General features: G+C 68.6%; 16 protein-coding genes. 5 read left to right on the forward strand and 11 right to left on the reverse strand.

Translation table 11 applies throughout. From position 1 onward, the window contains the following. Positions 1 to 101 precede the first annotated feature (101 nt). On the forward strand, positions 102 to 3,893 hold the full coding sequence (locus EV138_RS08750) for an endo-alpha-N-acetylgalactosaminidase family protein (protein ID WP_238158023.1): 3,792 nt from the start codon (positions 102 to 104) through the stop codon (positions 3,891 to 3,893). A 101-nt stretch (positions 3,894 to 3,994) separates the two neighbouring features. Here the strand turns inward: EV138_RS08750 and EV138_RS08755 are convergent, their stop codons facing one another. The 7 genes from EV138_RS08755 to hppD form a co-directional block, all read right to left on the reverse strand. Next, the gene (locus tag EV138_RS08755; protein ID WP_133977896.1) at positions 3,995 to 4,420 is read right to left on the reverse strand and encodes a hypothetical protein; all 426 of its coding nucleotides are present in this window, start codon (positions 4,418 to 4,420) and stop codon (positions 3,995 to 3,997) included. A gap of 81 nt (positions 4,421 to 4,501) precedes the next feature. Further along, positions 4,502 to 5,746, reverse strand: coding sequence for a HAMP domain-containing sensor histidine kinase (locus EV138_RS08760; protein ID WP_133977897.1), 1,245 nt, complete (start codon positions 5,744 to 5,746; stop codon positions 4,502 to 4,504). Position 5,747: 1 nt separating this feature from the next. Beyond that, a complete protein-coding gene (gene cseB, locus EV138_RS08765) occupies positions 5,748 to 6,446 on the reverse strand; it encodes a two-component system response regulator CseB (RefSeq protein WP_133977898.1) in 699 nt (232 codons plus the stop codon). Positions 6,447 to 6,452: 6 nt separating this feature from the next. Continuing rightward, positions 6,453 to 7,049: a hypothetical protein gene (locus EV138_RS08770; protein ID WP_112247075.1), complete on the reverse strand. Its 597-nt coding sequence runs from the start codon at positions 7,047 to 7,049 to the stop codon at positions 6,453 to 6,455. A gap of 133 nt (positions 7,050 to 7,182) precedes the next feature. Next, positions 7,183 to 8,568 (reverse strand): FAD-binding oxidoreductase, encoded by a 1,386-nt coding sequence (locus EV138_RS08775; RefSeq protein WP_133977899.1) that lies wholly within the window; start codon positions 8,566 to 8,568, stop codon positions 7,183 to 7,185. Between the two features lie 43 nt (positions 8,569 to 8,611). After that, positions 8,612 to 9,082 carry a DUF2690 domain-containing protein gene (locus tag EV138_RS08780; protein ID WP_112247071.1) on the reverse strand — a complete coding sequence of 157 codons (471 nt, stop codon included), beginning with the start codon at positions 9,080 to 9,082 and terminating at the stop codon, positions 8,612 to 8,614. A gap of 174 nt (positions 9,083 to 9,256) precedes the next feature. Beyond that, on the reverse strand, positions 9,257 to 10,459 hold the full coding sequence (gene hppD, locus EV138_RS08785) for a 4-hydroxyphenylpyruvate dioxygenase (RefSeq protein WP_133977900.1): 1,203 nt from the start codon (positions 10,457 to 10,459) through the stop codon (positions 9,257 to 9,259). Between the two features lie 148 nt (positions 10,460 to 10,607). On the opposite strand from hppD, the gene EV138_RS08790 reads away from it, so the two are divergent. Continuing rightward, positions 10,608 to 11,096 (forward strand): Lrp/AsnC family transcriptional regulator, encoded by a 489-nt coding sequence (locus EV138_RS08790; RefSeq protein ID WP_133977901.1) that lies wholly within the window; start codon positions 10,608 to 10,610, stop codon positions 11,094 to 11,096. 66 nt (positions 11,097 to 11,162) lie between these two features. Here EV138_RS08790 and EV138_RS08795 read toward each other — a convergent pair whose 3' ends face one another. Further along, positions 11,163 to 11,807, reverse strand: a complete 645-nt coding sequence (locus EV138_RS08795) for an IclR family transcriptional regulator (protein WP_133977902.1) — start codon at positions 11,805 to 11,807, stop codon at positions 11,163 to 11,165. A 55-nt stretch (positions 11,808 to 11,862) separates the two neighbouring features. Between EV138_RS08795 and EV138_RS08800 the strand changes: the two genes are divergently transcribed. Continuing rightward, positions 11,863 to 12,603, forward strand: coding sequence for a hypothetical protein (locus tag EV138_RS08800; RefSeq protein WP_238158024.1), 741 nt, complete (start codon positions 11,863 to 11,865; stop codon positions 12,601 to 12,603). Between the two features lie 3 nt (positions 12,604 to 12,606). Here EV138_RS08800 and EV138_RS08805 read toward each other — a convergent pair whose 3' ends face one another. After that, the gene (locus tag EV138_RS08805) at positions 12,607 to 13,842 is read right to left on the reverse strand and encodes an MFS transporter (protein WP_202866677.1); all 1,236 of its coding nucleotides are present in this window, start codon (positions 13,840 to 13,842) and stop codon (positions 12,607 to 12,609) included. Between the two features lie 95 nt (positions 13,843 to 13,937). Here EV138_RS08805 and EV138_RS08810 point away from each other — a divergent pair, with 95 nt between their 5' ends. Next, positions 13,938 to 14,126: a hypothetical protein gene (locus EV138_RS08810; protein WP_133977905.1), complete on the forward strand. Its 189-nt coding sequence runs from the start codon at positions 13,938 to 13,940 to the stop codon at positions 14,124 to 14,126. A 15-nt stretch (positions 14,127 to 14,141) separates the two neighbouring features. On the opposite strand, the gene EV138_RS08815 is transcribed toward EV138_RS08810, so the two are convergent. After that, on the reverse strand, positions 14,142 to 14,867 hold the full coding sequence (locus EV138_RS08815; protein ID WP_133977906.1) for an SDR family oxidoreductase: 726 nt from the start codon (positions 14,865 to 14,867) through the stop codon (positions 14,142 to 14,144). Positions 14,868 to 14,968: 101 nt separating this feature from the next. On the opposite strand from EV138_RS08815, the gene EV138_RS08820 reads away from it, so the two are divergent. Further along, positions 14,969 to 15,805, forward strand: coding sequence for a helix-turn-helix transcriptional regulator (locus EV138_RS08820; RefSeq protein WP_133977907.1), 837 nt, complete (start codon positions 14,969 to 14,971; stop codon positions 15,803 to 15,805). Positions 15,806 to 15,851: 46 nt separating this feature from the next. On the opposite strand, the gene EV138_RS08825 is transcribed toward EV138_RS08820, so the two are convergent. After that, positions 15,852 to 17,651, reverse strand: coding sequence for a DEAD/DEAH box helicase (locus EV138_RS08825; RefSeq protein ID WP_133977908.1), 1,800 nt, complete (start codon positions 17,649 to 17,651; stop codon positions 15,852 to 15,854). Positions 17,652 to 17,663 lie beyond the last annotated feature (12 nt).

Raw genomic sequence — 17,663 nt, forward strand, 5'->3', positions numbered from 1 at the left:
GTTCACTAAAGATGTTCATAGCTGTTCGTTTCTCTTGACTCATGCTCGCTCCTGCGCACAGAATCCGACATCGCCCCTTCCGTCCACCGAGGAGTGCGCTCGTGATTCCCCTCCGCCCAGCGGCCCTGACCGCCGCTCTCGCCCTGACCGGCGGCCTGTTACTGGCACCGTCGGCCACGGCTTCCCAAACCGCGCCGACCACGGCCGCAGCAGCGCCGCTGACCTTGCATTCGGCCAGCCTGACCGTGACCGTCGGCAGCGACTTCCCGCGCGTCATCGGGTACGCCGACAACGCGTCCGGCAAGACGCTCGGCGGTCAGCCCGACGCCATCTCCACCGTCACCATCAACGGGACGCCCCGAACCGCTCGGCTCACCGCGCCACCGACCGTCAGCGCCGACGGCGGCCGAGCCGACTACAAGCTCGCCTTCGACGCCCTGCCCGGGGTCGAACTGGACGCCAGCCTCGCGCTCGCCGGCCGGATCACCACCTTCAAGATCGACGCTGTCCGAGACACCGAGTCGAGCCGGGTGAACACGATCGACATCCCGGACCACGACCTGATCTCAGTGGCCAGCACCGACGCCGGTGCGACCACCGCGTTCACCACGCTGGATCCGGACTCCACCCGCACGGCCGACAAGATCACTCCCGTGACCGCCGCCACCGCAGCCGAGGCCGCGCCCACCGGAGCGACGTACGCGTTCGTGAACACGAGCGGACTCGCGGCCGGGATCGAGACGAATTCGACGTACGACAAGCCTGCTGGGCAGTCGGTCGACGACGGGGCCCGGTTCTGGCATCGCGCGCGGAAGGCTGCCGACGGGACCAGCCGGGTCGGGGTCTGGAGTGGTCAATGGACCTACCGCGCCGACACCTCGCCCTACACCGAGCCGTTGCCGTGGGCAAAGGTCGTCGTCACTCCCGACGCCAACGGTGACCGGACGGTCGACTGGCAGGACGGCGCGATCGCGTTCCGCTCGATCATGGTGGAGCCGAAGGGCGGCGACCTGGTCAAGGACCGGGTGGTCACCCACATCCCGTTCAACTTCGCCAGCCAGGCGACCCACCCGTTCCTGCGCACGCTCGACGACGTCAAGCGGATCTCGCTCGCCACCGACGGGCTGGGCCAACTCGCGCTGCTGAAGGGATACGGGTCGGAGGGCCACGACTCCGCGCATCCCGACTACGGCGGCAACTACAACGTGCGTGCCGGCGGTCTGACCGACCTGAACACGCTGCTGAAGAAGGGCAAGGGCTGGAACGCCGCGTTCGGCGTGCATGTGAACGCGACCGAGTCCTACCCCGAGGCGAACGCCTTCAGCGAGGACCTGGTCGACAAATCCGCCAAGGGCTGGAACTGGCTGAACCAGAGCTACTACATCAAGCAGCGGCCGGACCTTGCCTCAGGCAACATCGTCAAGCGGTTCCAGCAGTTGCGCGACGAGACGGACCAGAACCTGCAGGAACTCTACATCGACGTGTACTACCAGTCCGGCTGGCTGGCCGACGGCCTGACCCGGCAACTCGCCGACCAGGGCTGGCAGATCGCCACCGAGTGGGCCGACCGGCACGAGCGCACGTCGCTGTGGTCGCACTGGGCGAACGACCTGGACTACGGCGGTCCCACCAACAAAGGGCTGAACAGCAAGATCATCCGGTTCGCTCGCAACCACGAGAAGGACGTCTGGAACGCCGACCGGATCCTCGGCCAGGCCTCGATCGTCGAGTTCGAGGGCTGGACCGGCGAGACCGACTGGAACAAGTTCTACGCCAACATCTGGCAGCGCAACCTGCCGGCCAAGTTCCTGCAGCAGCAGAAGATCCTCGACTGGAACGAGAACGACATCGCCTTCACCGGCGGTATCCGCGGCACCGTCGAGAACGGCAGGCGGACCCTGTACGCCGGTACCGCCAAGGTGCTCGACGGCGACAAGTACCTGCTGCCGTGGGACAACAACAAGAAGCTCTACCACTACAACCCCGAAGGTGGCCTCACTGCTTGGCGCGTACCGGCCGCGCTAGCCGCGACGACCAAGTTCACCGTCTACAAGCTGACCGACACGGGCCGGGTCAAGGTGACCACCGCACCCGTCAAGAAGGGTGTCGTCACCCTCGACGCCGACCCCGGCCAGCCGTACGTGCTGTACCCCGACGTCGCGCCGAAGCAGCCTGCCGCCCAGTGGGGTGAGGGCAGCCTGGTCAAGGATCCCGGTTTCAACGCGGGCAACCTGAACGCGTGGAAGCCGACCGGCTTCGCGAAGATCGACACCCTGGCCAACGGTCAGCACGTCGCCGCCTTCGGTCCGGGAACGGCGTCGCTGCAGCAGCAGCTCACCGGCCTGACCGCCGGCCACACCTACAGCGCCTCGGCCTGGATCGAGGTCGAGCCGGGCAAGTCGCGGCCGACCACCATCGACGTCAACGGCACCAAGGTGACCGTCACCAGGTCGACCGCGCAGAACAAGGTCGCATCCGACGACAAGCAGGATGCCTACTACCAGCGGGCCCGGGTCCTCTTCGATGCCAAGGGCACCAATGCGACGCTGAAGATCAGTGCGGCCGACGGTACTGCGCGGGTCCGCGTCGACGATGTCCGGGTCGTCGAGACGACTCGGCCGGCGGCCGGCCTGGTGGACGACTTCGAGCACACCGACCAAGGCTGGGGACCGTTCGTCAAGGGCGACGCCGGCGGCACCACGGACCCTCGGACCGTGCTGGCTCACAAGCATGCGCCGTACACGCAGGCAGGCTGGAACGGGAAGCTCGTCGACGACGTCCTCGACGGCGACTGGTCACTGAAGTCGCACGAGGAGAACGAGGGCCTGGTCTACCGGACTGCGCCGTGGACGGTCGACTTCAAGCCGGGCCACAAGTACAAGGTCGGCTTCGACTACGAGAACGGCCGGGCCGGGCAGTACACCTGGGTACAGGGAGTCGACCGGCCCGACTCGGTCGAGGTGCACTCGACACCGATCGGCGAGCAGCGAACGAAGACGGCGTTCTCACAGGAGTTCGTGGCCGGCTGCGGCGGCGACTACTGGGTCGGCCTGCGCAAACTCTCCTCCGGGGGCGACCAAGCGGACTTCGTGATCGACAACTTCGCCGTCACCGACCTCGGCCAGTCCGACGAGAAGGCGGACTGTACGTCGATCAGCCTGTCGGGTGCGGGCCTCAACGGCATGGTCTCCGGTGAGGCGAACACCGTGGTCACCACGTTCACCAACAACGACGTCGTCGCCGCCGACGACATCACGATGACGCTCCAGGCCCCGGCCGGCTGGACCGTCGAGGCGACGACTCCCGCAACTCACGCCACGGTTGCCGCCGGCACCAGCGTGACCACCTCCTGGTCGGTCACCCCGCCCGCCGGAACACCGGAAGGTAAATACGGGCTCACGGCAACAGGTGGCACAGCGAGTACGTCGGCCGAGGCGACCCTGCTGCCGCCGGGGATCGTTCCGCAGTCCCGGATCACCGTTGCCGACGTGAGCAGTGAAGACGTGGCCACAGGCGGCGCGGCCGTGGGCGCGTTGGACGGCGACCCCAGCACGCTGTGGCACTCGGCCTGGTCCGAGGTTCCGACCCCGGCCGGTTTCCCGCACCACATCACGCTGGATCTCGGTACGACGTACCAGGTGGACGGATTCAGCTACCTGCCCCGGCAGAGCGGGACGAACGGGATGTTCAAGGGATACGAGATCTACGTCAGCACCGACGGCCAGACCTGGGGTTCGCCGGTGCAGACCGGTGAGTTCCCGAACTCGCGGGACACCCAGCGGGTCGACTTCACCGCGAAGGCCGGCCGGTACGTGAAGTTCGTCGGCACCAGTTCGCTGAACGGAGCGGTCTTCGGGTCGGCGGCCGAACTGAACGTCTACGGCACGCACTGACAGTACGAAGAGAACAGCGGCGCCACACCCCGCCCCGGGAGTGGCGCCGCTGTTCTGTCCCAGTGTGCACGACGGAATCAAATCCCCCGCACACCGGTGGCTCACTTGGTGATCGTGACCGAAACGGCGGCGCTGGCGGCCTTCCCCGCGACGACGCGGAACTTGTTCACGCCGACCCGGCCGCTCTTCACCCAGACCGAGTACGTCGACGCGGACGTCACCTTGGTGGTGGCCGGGAAGTTGACCCACTTGCCGCTCTCCAGCCGCTGCACCTGAACGGTGGTGTTCCGGGCGAGGCCGGCGGTCTTGCCGGTCAGCGAGACCTTCGTCCACGCCTTGGCGGTGGTGTGGTCCGACTTGATGCTGATCGTCGGAGCCGCGGCGACCGAACCGGCGCCGGCCGCCGTGATCCGGGTGGTGTCCGGCGTGGCGCCGGCCTGCAGCGCACCGGCGACACCGATCGCACCGACGGCCAGGGCGACACCGGCGACGGCGGCGGCAGAACGACGAACAAGCTGAATACGCATGATCCTTGGTTTCCCCTCGTATGTAAGGGTTCTTGTGAACCCGACGTACGAAGAGACGCCGGCCCGCGGCGAGAAGTTGTGTTACAGCTCCGTCTCGGGTGTGGGCGGAAGCACCAACCTGGCCAGGGCTCCGCCCGACAGCGCGGAGCCGAAGGTGAGTTCGGCACCGAGCACTTTCGCGTGCCCCGCGGCGATGGTGAGGCCGAGGCCGTGCCCGACGCCGCGCTCGGCCATCCCGGACCGGAACCGACGGGGGCCCTCGGCAATCAATTCCTCCGGGTAGCCGCTGCCGTGGTCGACCACCTCGATCACCCGGCCGTTCACGGTCACCTCGATCGGCGGCTTGCCGTGCCGCAGGCCGTTGACGATCAGGTTGGCCAGGATCCGCTCGATCCGGCGGGAGTCGGTCGACACGGTCTCCTCCGGGCCGACCCGGTGGACCACGACGCTGTCCGGCGCGAGCGACTGCTGCATCCGCAACCGGCCGACCGCCGAGCCGACGAACGCGCCGAGTCCGACGTTCTCCAGGTCGGCCTGCTCGACGCCGGAGTCGAACCGGGCGATCTCCAGCAGGTCCTCGACCAGGCGCCGCAGCACCTTCGCGCGGTCGCGGACGAGCTCGCTGGGACGTCCCGGGGGCAAGAGTTCCGCGGCCGTCAGCAGGCCGGTGACGGGGGTCCGCAGGTCGTGCGCGACGTCGGCGGTGAACCGGCGCTCGGCCTCCAACTGGCCGCGCAACGAACTGGCCATCGTGTCGAGCGCCAGAGCCAGCGACTGCACCTCGTCCTTGCCCTTGCCCGCGGCCTCCGCCGCCGACGCGTCGAGCTCACCGGCGGCGATCCGACGCGCCGTACTGGCCACCGCGACGATCCGGCGGGACAGGCTGCCCGCCAGTACGACGCTCGCCAGGGCAACCAGCGCAACGGTGCCGATACCGCCGAGGATCAAGGCGCGGCGGAGCGCGTTCATCGACGGGTCGTTGACGTCGTAGTCCTGCACGATCGACAGGATCCGGCCGTCCTTGACCGCGACCGCGGCCCACATCTTCGCGTTCGGCGAACCGGTCTTGAAGGTGGCCCGCTTCCCGTTCTTGACGGCGTCCCGCAGTTGCGGCGGCAGGTCCGGGTCGTCCAGCCGCGATCCGAACAGCGGGACGTCGTTGCGGTCGTAGCTCTCCGCCGCGAGCTGGATCCGCTCGTCGGCGAAACTCCGCGTCCGGTCCAGCCGCGACGACTGGGCCTGCGTGTAGACCGCCACGCAGAGCACCAGGATCGCGAGCGAGGAGACCAGCAGGAAGATCAGGCCGAGCTTGCTGCGCAGCCCCATCTCAGGCTCGGAGCTTGTATCCGAATCCGCGGACGGTCTCGATGCGATCGGCCCCGATCTTCGTCCGCAGCCGCTGGAGGTGGACGTCGACCAGCCGGCCGTCGCCGCCCCACTCGTAGTCCCAGACGCGCTGCAGCAGGGTCGACCTGCTGAGCACCACGCCCGGGTTGTTGGCGAACTCGATCAGCAGCTTGAGCTCGGTCGGGGTCAGCTGCACAGTGCTGCCGCCCCGCCGGACCTCCAGCGCCTCCCGGTCCAGCTCCAGGTCACCGAACGACTCCACGGTCGACCCGGTCGCCGGCGCCGGCCGCTCGGGGTCGGCCACCGCGCGCCGCAGTACGGCTCGCAGCCGGGCGACCAGCACCTGGGTGTCGAACGGCTTGGTGACGTAGTCGTCGGCCCCGGCCTCCAGGCCCAGTACGACGTCCAGCGCGTCGCCGCGGGCGGACACCATCACGATCGGCACCGTGCTGGTCTCGCGGATCCGGCGGCACACCGAGATGCCGTCCAGCCCGGGCAGCATGATGTCCAGCATCACCGCGTCCGGGTGGATCTTCTCGAAACTCTCGATCGCCTCCAGCCCGTCCTCGGCTGTGGTGACGTCGTACCCGTGCCGCTCGAGGGTCAACTGGGTTGCCTCACGGATCACCGCGTCGTCCTCGACCATCAGGATGCGCGCTGCCGGTTCTTCCGGTACCACCGAAACTCAGTCTCCCTTTTGGTCCTGCGAACTCACCCTGATCATCTGTTGACCTGTCCAACGGTAGACCTCGACCCGAGTTACAGATGGGCAGCAAGGCTTGTCGTCCACGGCGAAGATTTCCGACTCCACCACCAGGTCACCCTGCCGGCTGGCACTGATCTTCAACTGATCGGCCTTCAAACTCCAAACCCGGCGCGGACCGCCCGGTTCGACCGCGATCAGGAACGCACCGAAGGTGAAGTTGTCCACGGTGTGGATCAGTACGACGAGTTGCGGCTGCGCGCTCCGCATCACGTTCACGGTCGCGCCACGGGTGAGGCAACGCTCGACTATCAGGCATCCCCGCAGCACGGTCCGGGAGTACTGGTCCAGGCTCGGGTCGGCAAGCAACGTCTGCCGCACCTGCGACAGGCTCACGGTGACCGGCGTGCGGTCGGTCTTGCCGAACCCCTGCGGGGTCTTCGTCGAAGGGGCGGCCGGGGTGGTCGTCGAGGGCGCCTCGGCACCCTCGACCCGCAGACCGCCGCCGTTGGCGCAGCCGGTGAAGGTCAGCAGGGCGAGCAGCATCACGGCAGCAGGCAACACCCGCTTGGCTCGCATGGCTCGCCTCCTACCGTGCCTCATCCACAATCCCCCGGGCGGTTTCAGTCAACTGCCTTCCATAGTGCGGCCAGGACGTCACATTCGACGGCCACCGACGTCCTGTGGCCCCGGCAGTTCCGTTGCGGTTGAGTCACAGGCTTCCCACTGCGACGACCTTGCCCGGATTCAGGATGTTCTGCGGGTCGAGGGCGGCCTTGATCGCGCGGTGGACGTCGACCGCGACCGGGCCGATCTCCTGCGCCAGCCAGTCGCGTTTGAGCACCCCGACGCCGTGCTCGCCGGTGATGGTGCCGCCCAGTTCGAGGCCGACCTCCATGATCCGGTCGAACGCCACCTGGGCCCGCCGGGCCTGCTCGGGATCGGTGGCGTCGAAGACGACGGTCGGATGCATGTTGCCGTCACCGGCGTGCCCGAGCACCCCGACGGTGATGTCGACCTCCGTCGCGATCCCCTCGACCGCGCCGATGAAGTCGGCCAGCCTGGACCGCGGTACGCAGACGTCGTCGATCATGGTCGTGCCGAGGTGCTCCAGCGCGACCAGAGCCGCGCGGCGCGCCTCCAGCAGCAGTTCGCCCTCGGCCGGATCGTCGGCCTCGATGCACTCGATCGCGCCGTACTGGCGGCAGAGCTTCGCGACCATCGCCACGTCCGCCGCGCCGGCCTCGCCACCGGCGTCCGACTGGGCGATCAGCATCGCGGCCGCCTCGGTCGGCAGGTCCATCCGCTTGAAGTCGTTCACGGCCTTGATCGTGGTCCGGTCCATGATCTCCAGCAGGCTCAGCGACACGCCGCTACGGATGATCTCGACGATCGCCTCGCCCGCGGCCACGCCACTGTCGAACAGGGCGGCCATCGTCCGTGGCCGCGCCGCGGCGGGCCGAAGCGCCAGGGTCGCCTCGGTGATGATGCCGAGCGTCCCCTCGCTGCCGACGATCAACTTGGTCAGGTCGTAGCCCGCGACGCCCTTGACGGTCTTCCGGCCGGTGCGCAGTACCCGCCCGTCGGCGAGCACGACCTCGAGCCCGAGCACGTAGTCGGTCGTCACGCCGTACTTCACGCAGCACAGGCCGCCCGAGTTCGTGGACAGGTTGCCGCCGATCGAGCAGAACTCCCAGCTGGACGGGTCCGGTGGGTAGAACAGCCCCTGCTCGGCGACCGCGCGCGACAGCACCGCGTTGAACACGCCGGGCTGCGTCACGACGTACCGGTCGACCGGTTCGATCGCCAGGATCCGGTCCATCTTCTCCAGCGACACCACGATGCAGCCGTCCAGCGCGTTCGCGGCACCGGACAGCCCGGACCGGGCACCCTGCGGTACGACGGGCACGCCGGCCTCGGCCGCGATCCGGACCGCGGCCTGGACGTGCGCGGTCTCGCGGGCCAGCACCACCGCCAGCGGCTCACCGGCCGGGCAGAACATCGCCCGGTCGTACCGATAGCTCTGGATCCGGTCCGGGTCGGTGACCAGGGCCTCCGGCGGCAGAACCTGTCGCAGCCGCTCGACAACCTCACTCATACCTGGTGAGCCTAATCGTGTGCCTCAGCCGCGTCAGGAGGAGTCAGCGGGTCCGGGACGTTCTGTTCTCGGAGATCTGCTGGAAGCCGCCGCCGTAGTCGTGGAACTCCCGCGCGACCGCGACGAAGGTGGTGCTGGTGTCCAGCGATCTCACCTTGGGCGTCCGGCAGGTCCGCTGCCCGGCGACCACGGCTCCGGTCCCACCGCTGCTGTCGCACGACAGGGTGCGGCCGTTGTTGGAGCCGCCGTACTGCACCAGGTACGCGCTGGTCAGCGCGTGCGCGGGCAGCCGGGAGTCCATCGTGACCTCGGCCCAGTACTGCGAACAGCTGTCGCGGACGAGTCTGACGTCGCCCCAGCCCGGTGGTTTGTGGTCGCGGAAAAGCTGCGCTGACGAGATGGTTCTGGCACCCGGGCAGTTGGCGAGTTCGACCGCCTGTGCTGGTTGGGCCAAAGCGATAGCGCCCGCTCCGGCCAAGCCCGCGGTGCTGAGCAGAATGCCCAGTGTCTTCATCGGAAAACCCTTCCTGAATGCACGCCCCGACGCGCACTCATCAGGCACAGTAGTCCAACCGCCCCTGACCTGACAGTCAATCCGGTAATCGGACGCAAAGGTTTCACCACCGTCGGCGTGTCGCCGACCCGGACGCCGGCCCGCCACCGCGAGGCGGGCCGGCGCCGAGGGGGATCAGAGGTTGCCGCGGCGCTCCTGCTCGCGCTCGATCGCCTCGAACAGTGCCTTGAAGTTGCCCTTGCCGAAGCCGAGCGAGCCGTGCCGCTCGATCAGTTCGTAGAACACCGTCGGCCGGTCGCCGATCGGCTTGGTGAAGATCTGCAGCAGGTAGCCGTCCTCGTCGCGGTCGACCAGGATCTTGCGCTTCTGCAGTTCCTCGATCGGCGCGCGGACGTTGCCGATCCGCTCGCGCAGTTCGGGGTCCTCGTAGTACGAGTCGGGCGTGTCCAGGAACTCCACGCCGTTGGCGCGCATGATGTCGACGGTCCGCAGGATGTCGTTGGTGGCGAGCGCGATGTGCTGCGCGCCGGCGCCGTCGTAGAACTCCAGGAACTCGTCGATCTGCGACTTCTTCTTCGCGATGGCCGGCTCGTTCAGCGGGAACTTGACCCGGTGGTTGCCGTTGGCCACCACCTTGCTCATCAGTGCGGAGTAGTCGGTGGCGATGTCGTCGCCGATGAACTCCGCCATGTTCACGAAACCCATCACCTTGTTGTAGAAGCCGACCCACTCGTCCATCAGGCCCAGCTCCACGTTGCCGACCACGTGGTCGACCGCCTGGAACAGCCGCTTGGGGTGACCCGCGGGCCGGGTGACGGCGGTCTTGGCCTCGACGAAGCCGGGCAGGTACGGACCGTCGTACCGGCTGCGGTCGATCAGCGAGTGACGGGTGTCGCCGTACGCCGCGATGGCGGCGCGGCGGACCGTGCCGTGCTCGTCGGTGACGTCGAACGGCTCCTCCAGCACGATCGCACCCTGCTCGCGGGCGTGCTTGATGCACTTGTCCACGTCCGGGACCTCGAGCGCGATGTCCGAGACGCCGTCGCCGTGCTTGCGGTGGTGGTCGTTGAGCGAGCTGTTCGGGTGCACGCCGCCGGTGATGACGAAGCGCGCGGAGCCCGCCTTCAGCACGAAGGCCTTGCTGTCCTTGTTGCCGGTCTCCGGGCCGGAGTACGCGACCAGGTCCATCCCGAAGGCGAGCTGGTAGTACTTCGCGGTCTGGGTGGCGTTGCCGACCACGAAGACGACGGCGTCCATCGCCGTCACCGGGAACGGGTCGGTGCTCTCGTCGTAGGGCACCAGTCCGACGAGCTGCTTCAGCTGCTCGAGGTCGAGATCGGCGTCGAGCTCTGCGGGGGTGAGGTCGGTGCTGGTCATCGGTCTCCTCCAGGGATCGGCTTGTGGTGAGCCTCGCCGGGTGAGGACAGGTTGCGCAACACTTTGAAATTTCACTGGACAGGTTGTGCAGTATTCTCAGGGTTCTGTTGGACTATTCGGTCATTCTTACTACTCCCAGGGAGCAGCCATGGCAGCCGTCGACGCTTTGGACGCCCGGATCCTCGACCTGTTCGCGGCCGAACCGCGGGTCGGCGTACTGGAGGCCTCGCGTCGGCTCGGCGTTGCCCGCGGGACGATCCAGGCGCGACTCGACCGGCTGCAGCGCGACGGCGTGGTCCGCGGCTGGGGGCCCGATGTGGACACCACGGCGATCGGCTATCCGGTGACAGCGTTCGCGACCTTGCAGATCGAGCAGGGCTCGGGCCATACGACGGTGGCCGAAGCGCTGGCGAAGATCCCGGAGGTGCTGGAGGTCCACACCATCACCGGCGCCGAGGATCTGTGGTGCCGGATCGTGGCGCGCTCCAATGCCGACCTGCAGCGGGTCATCGACCAGGTCGTCATCGTCCGCGGCATCCAGCGCGCCTCCACGGTGATCGCCCTCGCCGAGCAGATCCCACACCGCGTGCTTCCGCTACTCCACGCCGCGACTTCCCGTACGTCCAACACTCAGTAACCCCCCAAGCGCTCGACGCGTGCATCCCGCCCCTGCGGGGCAGGCGACGAGTCGGGCGTTGCGGCGTCAGGCGAGGCGCTTGGCGACCTCTACTGCGGCTCGGGCTACTCGCGGGCCGACGAAGTCCCGGTCGAGTTTGCCGAGGACGACCACGCCGATGGACGCCTCGACGCCCGGCACGCCCAGCACCGGCGACGACACACCTTGGGCTCCGGCTTGGAGTTCACCCGCGGTGATGACGAAGGGGCGACCGGCCGGATCAGGCTTGCGTCGGCCGGCCAGGATCGCCTTCCCCGCCGCACCCTGGTCGAGCGCGTGGCGCGAGCCCATCCGGTACGAGACGTGGAAGTCGGTCCAGCTCGGCTCGATCACAGCGATCGCGAGGGCCTCTTCGCCGTCGGCCACCGTCAGGTGGGCCGTCGCACCGGTGTCCTCGGCGAGCGACCGTAGTACCGGCAGGGCCGCGTCGCGGAGAGTCGGCTGCACGCGGCGGCTGTAGTGGAGCACCGCGAGGCCGAGCCGGGCACGACCTTCGCTGTCACGCCGGACCAGGCGATGCAGCTCCAAAGTGTTCACCAGGCGGTAGACGACGGTCCGGCTGACTCCGAGCGACGCGGCGAGTTCCGTGATCGACAGGCCGTCCGGGGCGTCCGCCAGCAACTCGAGAACCGTCAGTCCTCTGTCGAGCGTCTGGGACGTCTCTGCTGGCACAGCCGAAGCGTAACCGTTTTTCGGTCGCGGCCCGATGGCCCCGTATCTTGCTGCCGTGCGAAATTACTGGACGCTCCTCCCCGCCATCGCGGTCTGTGTCGTCCTGATTGCGATTTATGCCATTCCGACGCTGATCAACCCGCAGTGGACGAGCAACGTGCTGGGGTTGTTCAGGCAGCAGCCCGCCGGCGACGGCGGCACGGTCGAGGAGCCGGCCCGGCTCGGCCGGCAACAGCTCCAATCCCGGCGGATGCTCGCCGGTGCCCTGATCCTCGGCGCGCTCGCGCTGATCGGGTTCAACGTCTCGCTGAACCGCGAGGCGAACGGCTGCTACCTCGCGGCGAAGGCCTGGGGCGCCTTCGACGACAAGACCCAGACCGCCGACCCGTGTATCGACATGATCTACGGCAACTTCATCGGGGACGGCACGGGCAAGGTGCTGGAGAAGACGCAGCAGCCGCTCCCGGCGTACCAGTTGGTCCACGGCAAGAAGCCGAAGTACCTGAAGTGGATCCAGAACAGGCCCTCGTACGACGAGACCGATCTGCTCATCGGTGTGCCCGGCAGCTGCGGGTCGGACGTGAACGTGGCCCAGGAGGACACCAAGATCGTCGTCCTGCTCGACTCGGTGGAACCGTGCCCGGCCGAGAACGACATCTCGCTGCTGAACATCAAGCTGAAGAAGCCGCTCGGCGACCGCAAGATCGTCACCATCGACGACAAGCCGATGCGCGAGATCAACCCGGACATGGACTCCTGGTGGACCGTCGTCAAGAAGCTGGCCACCGGCGGCTGACGGTCAGCGCAGCGCCCGCACCTGGGAGTCGTAGTCGCGGAAGGGCTTGTTCCAGGCGAGCAGGACGAACAGCCCCGTGATGCAGACGCCCGCCCCGGCCAGCAACGCGACGGTGGGAGTGGTGAGCGACGCGGTCGTGCCGGCGACGAAGTCCCCGAGTCTCGGCCCGCCCGCGACCACCACGATGAACACGCCCTGCAACCGCCCGCGCATCGCATCCGGCGCTGCCGACTGCAAAACGGTGTTCCGGTACGCCGAACTGACCATGTCGGCCGCACCCGACATCGCCAGCAGCGCCACTCCGAGCCAGACCGTCCGGGACAACCCGAAGAGGCCGACCGCCGCGGCGTACACGGTGATCGCGGCCACGATCGCCACTCCCTGCCGACGAACCCGGCTGACCCAGCCCGAGAACAGCACTCCCACCAGCGCGCCCAGTGCCGGGGATGCCTGCAGCAGCCCGACTGTCCGTACTCCGCCGGCGAAGAACCCACCTGCCACAGCCGGGAAGAGCGCCCGGGGTTGGGCGAACACCATGGCCAGGATGTCCGCCACGAAGGTGGCCAGCAGGGCCGGGGCCGCCCTCAGGAAGGTGAAGCCTTCCAGTACGGAGCGCAGGCCGGCCCGGCGTACTTCGCCGGTCGGTGGCACGGAGGGGAGGCGGAACAGCGCGTACAGCGCAGCGGTGAAGGTGATCACGTCGACCAGGTAGGCGGCACCGAATCCCTGCCAGGCGATCACGACCGCACCGAGCAGAGGGCCGGCTGTGAAGCCCAGATTGAAGGCCGCCTGGCTCAGCGTGTTGGCGGCCGGGAGCAGCTCGGGCCGGATCAGGCGCGGGATGATCGCGGAGCGCGCCGGGTTGTTCACCGCGAAGCAAGCGGATTGCGCGGCGACCACGGCGTACAGGACGCCGACGTGGTTCCAGTGCAGCGCCGACTGCACCACCAGCAGCATCGAGAGCAACCAGAGCCCACTGGACGAGACGAGGGCCAGCGTACGGCGGTCGACGGCGTCGGCCATCGCGCCGCCGTACAGGCCGAAGACGATCAGCGGGACCAGCGAGCAGAGCCCGACCAGGCCGACCGCGAAGGTCGAGTGCGACAGGGCGTACACCTGGATCGACACGGTCACCGCGGTCATCTGCTGCCCGAGCTGCGACACCGTCGACCCGATCCACAACCTGCGGAAGTCTGCCGACTCCCGCAACGGACGAACATCGGTCAACAGACGAGCCACACCCAGAACCTATGTCACAACTTGACCCTGCCCGCCGAGGGGCACCGAATCAGCCTTTGCTGCGTCAGTACCACCGAGACCGAGGAGGAAGCCCGATGACGAACCAACCTGCACCGCCGCCGCTCGTCTGCCCGCTGTGTCGTTGTCCGCAGTTCCAGCAGGAGGAGGCTCGCAGTGACTCCCGCTGGGGCTTCACGTCCCACCGGATGACCCTGCTGATCTGCATGAACTGCCGGTACATCCTGCACTTCTACGACAAGAACTCCGTCTTCGACTTCGACTGAGTTACCCGGTAGGCGTCACCAGGGCAGGCGGCCGGCTTCGTTGTGGAGTTCGCCGGTGGGGCCGTCCGCGGGCAGGGTGGCGAGGCGGACCGCGACGGCGGCGCCCTGGGCCGGCGTCCGCGGGGTGTCCAGGCCGCCCATCTCGGTGGCGCACTTGCCGGGATCGGCGGCGTTGACCAGGATGCCGGTGCCGCGGAGTTCGTTGGCGAGCATGACCGTCACCATGTTCACAGCGACCTTCGACGAGTTGTAGCCGAGCATGCGGACCGTGGAAGCTCGCTCGGCAGGATCCCCGACGAGAGTCAGCGAAGACAGCTCGGTGGAGAGGTTCACGATCCTGGCCCCGTCCGCCTTGCGCAGCAGCGGCAGCATCGCCTGGGTGGTCGCGACCAGGCCGACGACGTTGGTCTCGTAGCCGCGCCGCAGGACGTCGAGGCCGATCTCGGCAGCGGCCGTGTCGCCCTCGGCGATGATCGCCGCGTTGTTCACCAGGACGTCGAGTCGCCCGGAGGTTCGCTCGATCTCCTCGGCGGCCGCGCGGATCGACCGCTCGTCGGTGACCTCCAGCTGGACCACGGCCGCATCGATGCCCTCGGCAACCAGTTCCTTGACGGTCGCCTGGCCGCGCGCGAGATCTCGCGATCCGACCAGCACGGTGTAGCCGCGTTCGCCCAGCTGCTGGACGATCTGCCGGCCGATTCCTTTGGTGGCGCCCGTGACGAGCGCGATCTTGTTGTTCATGTGCTCCAGGTTTGCCGCGATCAGGTGCCGCTGGCAGAGCGGGCCGATCCAGGGACCGGGAGTCCCTGGTTGCGGTCCGGGCCGGCTGAGATCCTGAAGACATGGACCGACCTCGACTCGCGGAATTCCTGCGCACCCGGCGGGACCGGTTGCGCCCGGAGGACGTCGGGTTGCCCGCGGGACTGCGCCGCCGTACGCCGGGACTGCGCCGCGAGGAGGTGGCGAGTCTGGCGACGATGTCCACCGACTACTACACGCGGCTCGAGCAAGGCCGCGGCCCGCGACCGTCCCGGCCGGTGCTGAGCGGACTCGCCCGGGCGTTGCGGCTGTCCGACGACGAGCGCGACCACCTCTTCCGGCTGGCCGGTGAGCAACCCGGTCCCCCGCCCGGCCCGCCCGCCGACGTACGGACCGGCGTACTGCGGATGTTGGCGCGCCTCGATGTCCCCGGGCTGGTCCTCGACGCGAAGTACGACGTGCTCGCGTGGAACCCGTTGGCGGCCGCGCTCATCACCGACTTCAGCGCCCTTCGGCCTCGCGAGCGGAATCTGCTCCGGCTGCGGTTCCTCGGCGCGACGACGCAGCGGTTCGGGGCGGCGGCGACCGAGCAGTTCGCCCGGGAAGCGGCGGCCGACCTCCGCGCGGCGACCGCGAAGTACCCCGCGGACCGGTCGATGGGGGCGCTGGTCCAGGACCTGCTCGCCGGGAGCGAGGAGTTCGCCGAACTGTGGGCGCGGCACGAGGTCGGCACGCAGCAGCGGATGTGCCAGACGATCCACCACCCGGTCGTCGGCCGGATCGACGTGACCTGCGAGATCCTCGTGATCCCGGAGCGCGATCAGCGGGTCGTGCTCTACACCGCCGAACCCGACTCGGCTTCCGACCAGGCTCTGCGCCTGCTGGAAGTCGTCGGCACGCAGGCACTGACGTCGTCCTGAGCCGTCGTCGAGGGGTTGCTCCGGAGTGGTCTCCCCCGTGATGGCGTCAGGCTCTGCGCTGGGTGGCCCAGTCGCGGATGAGTTCGATGCGTTCGCGGAGCTGGGTCGAGGAGGCGTGTGCCGCGGCGGGGCCGCCGAGCTTGCGGCGGAGGTCGTTGTGGATGACGCCGTGCGGCTGGCCGGTGCGGTGATGCCAGGCCGCGACCAGCCCGTTCAGCTCGCGGCGCAGCAGGGAGACCTGCTCGTGGGTCGCGAGCTCGGTCGGGGTCGGGTCGTCGCCGTCCGGGCCACTGGCGCGTTTGGTGCGCTTCTGGGCGGCGAGTGACTTCGCCTGGCGCTTGCGGAGCAGCTCGCGGACCTGGTCCGGCTCGAGCAGCCCGGGCAGGCCGAGGAAGTCGAGCTCCTCGTCCGAGCCCAGATCACCACCGGTGCCGTAGTCGCCACCATCGAACACGACCCGGTCGAAGCTGGCGTCCGACCCGAGCGCCTCGAACTTCGCCTCCAGGTCGTCGCTGGCACCCTCGGCCTGGTTGGCCTGGGCGATCAGGTTGTCCTCGAGGGCGAAGATGTCGCCGTCCTCGTTGCTGTTCTTCCGGCCGAGCACGTGGTCGCGCTCGACCTCCATCTCGGCGGCGAAGCTGAGCAATCGGGTCACCGACGGAACAAACACCGACGCCGTCTCGCCGCGCTTGCGGGCCCGGACGAACCGGCCGACCGCCTGAGCGAAGAACAGCGGCGTCGAGGTGGGCGTCGCGTAGACCCCGACCGCCAGCCGCGGTACGTCGACGCCCTCACTCACCATCCGGACCGCGACCATCCACCGCTGGTTGCCCTCGGAGAACGCGGCGATCTTCTTGCTCGCCGCCTTCTCGTCGGACAGCACGACGGTCGGCGCCTCGCCGGTCAGCTCACGCAGCACCTTCGCGTAGGCGCGAGCGTTGTTCTGGTCACCCGAGATGACCAGCGCGCCGGCGTCCGGCATGTGCCGCCGTACCTCGGTCAACCGCTTGTCCGCGGCCGACAACACCGCAGGCATCCATTCGCCGGTGGGATCGAGGGCGGTCCGCAACGCCTGCGCGGTCAGATCCTTGGTCAGCGGCTCACCCAACCGGGCAGCCACCTCGTCACCGGCCTTGGTCCGCCAGCGCATCTCCCCGGAGTACGACATGAAGATGACCGGCCGTACTACGTGGTCGCGCAGCGCGTGCCCGTAGCCGTAGGTGTAGTCCGCCTTGCTCCGGGCGACTCCGTCGTGACCGTGTTCGTAGGTGACGAACGGGATCGGGTTGTCGTCGCTGCGGAACGGCGTACCGGTCAGGGCCAGCCGGCGGGTGGCCGGCTCGAACGCCTCCCGCACCCCCTCGCCCCAGCTGAGCGCGTCACCGCCGTGGTGCACCTCGTCGAGAATGACCAGCGTGCGGAACTTCTCCGTCCGGACCCGGAAGGCCAGCGGGTTCACCGCGACGCCGGCGTACGTGACCGCGACGCCCTGGAAGTCCTTGTTCGTTCGGCCGCGCCGGCCCGCGAAGGCGGGGTCGATCGCGATCCCGGCGCGGTCGGCCGCGTCCGCCCACTGGACCTTGAGGTGCTCGGTCGGCGTCACCACGGTGATCCGCTCGATCACCCGGCGGTGCAGCAACTCGGCCGCGACCGTCAGCGCGAACGTGGTCTTGCCCGCCCCCGGGGTGGCGACCGCGAGGAAGTCCTTCGGCTGCTTGTCGAGGTAGAGCTTGAGCGCCTCCGCCTGCCACGCCCGCAACTTGCTCGCAGTACCCCAAGCAGCGCGGTCCGGGTAGGCCGGAGGGAGCACGGCTGGTGCTGGCACGTGCGAATCCACGGACGGCATACTCCCCCGATA

The organism is Kribbella voronezhensis (assembly GCF_004365175.1).
GTDB lineage: Bacteria > Actinomycetota > Actinomycetes > Propionibacteriales > Kribbellaceae > Kribbella > Kribbella voronezhensis.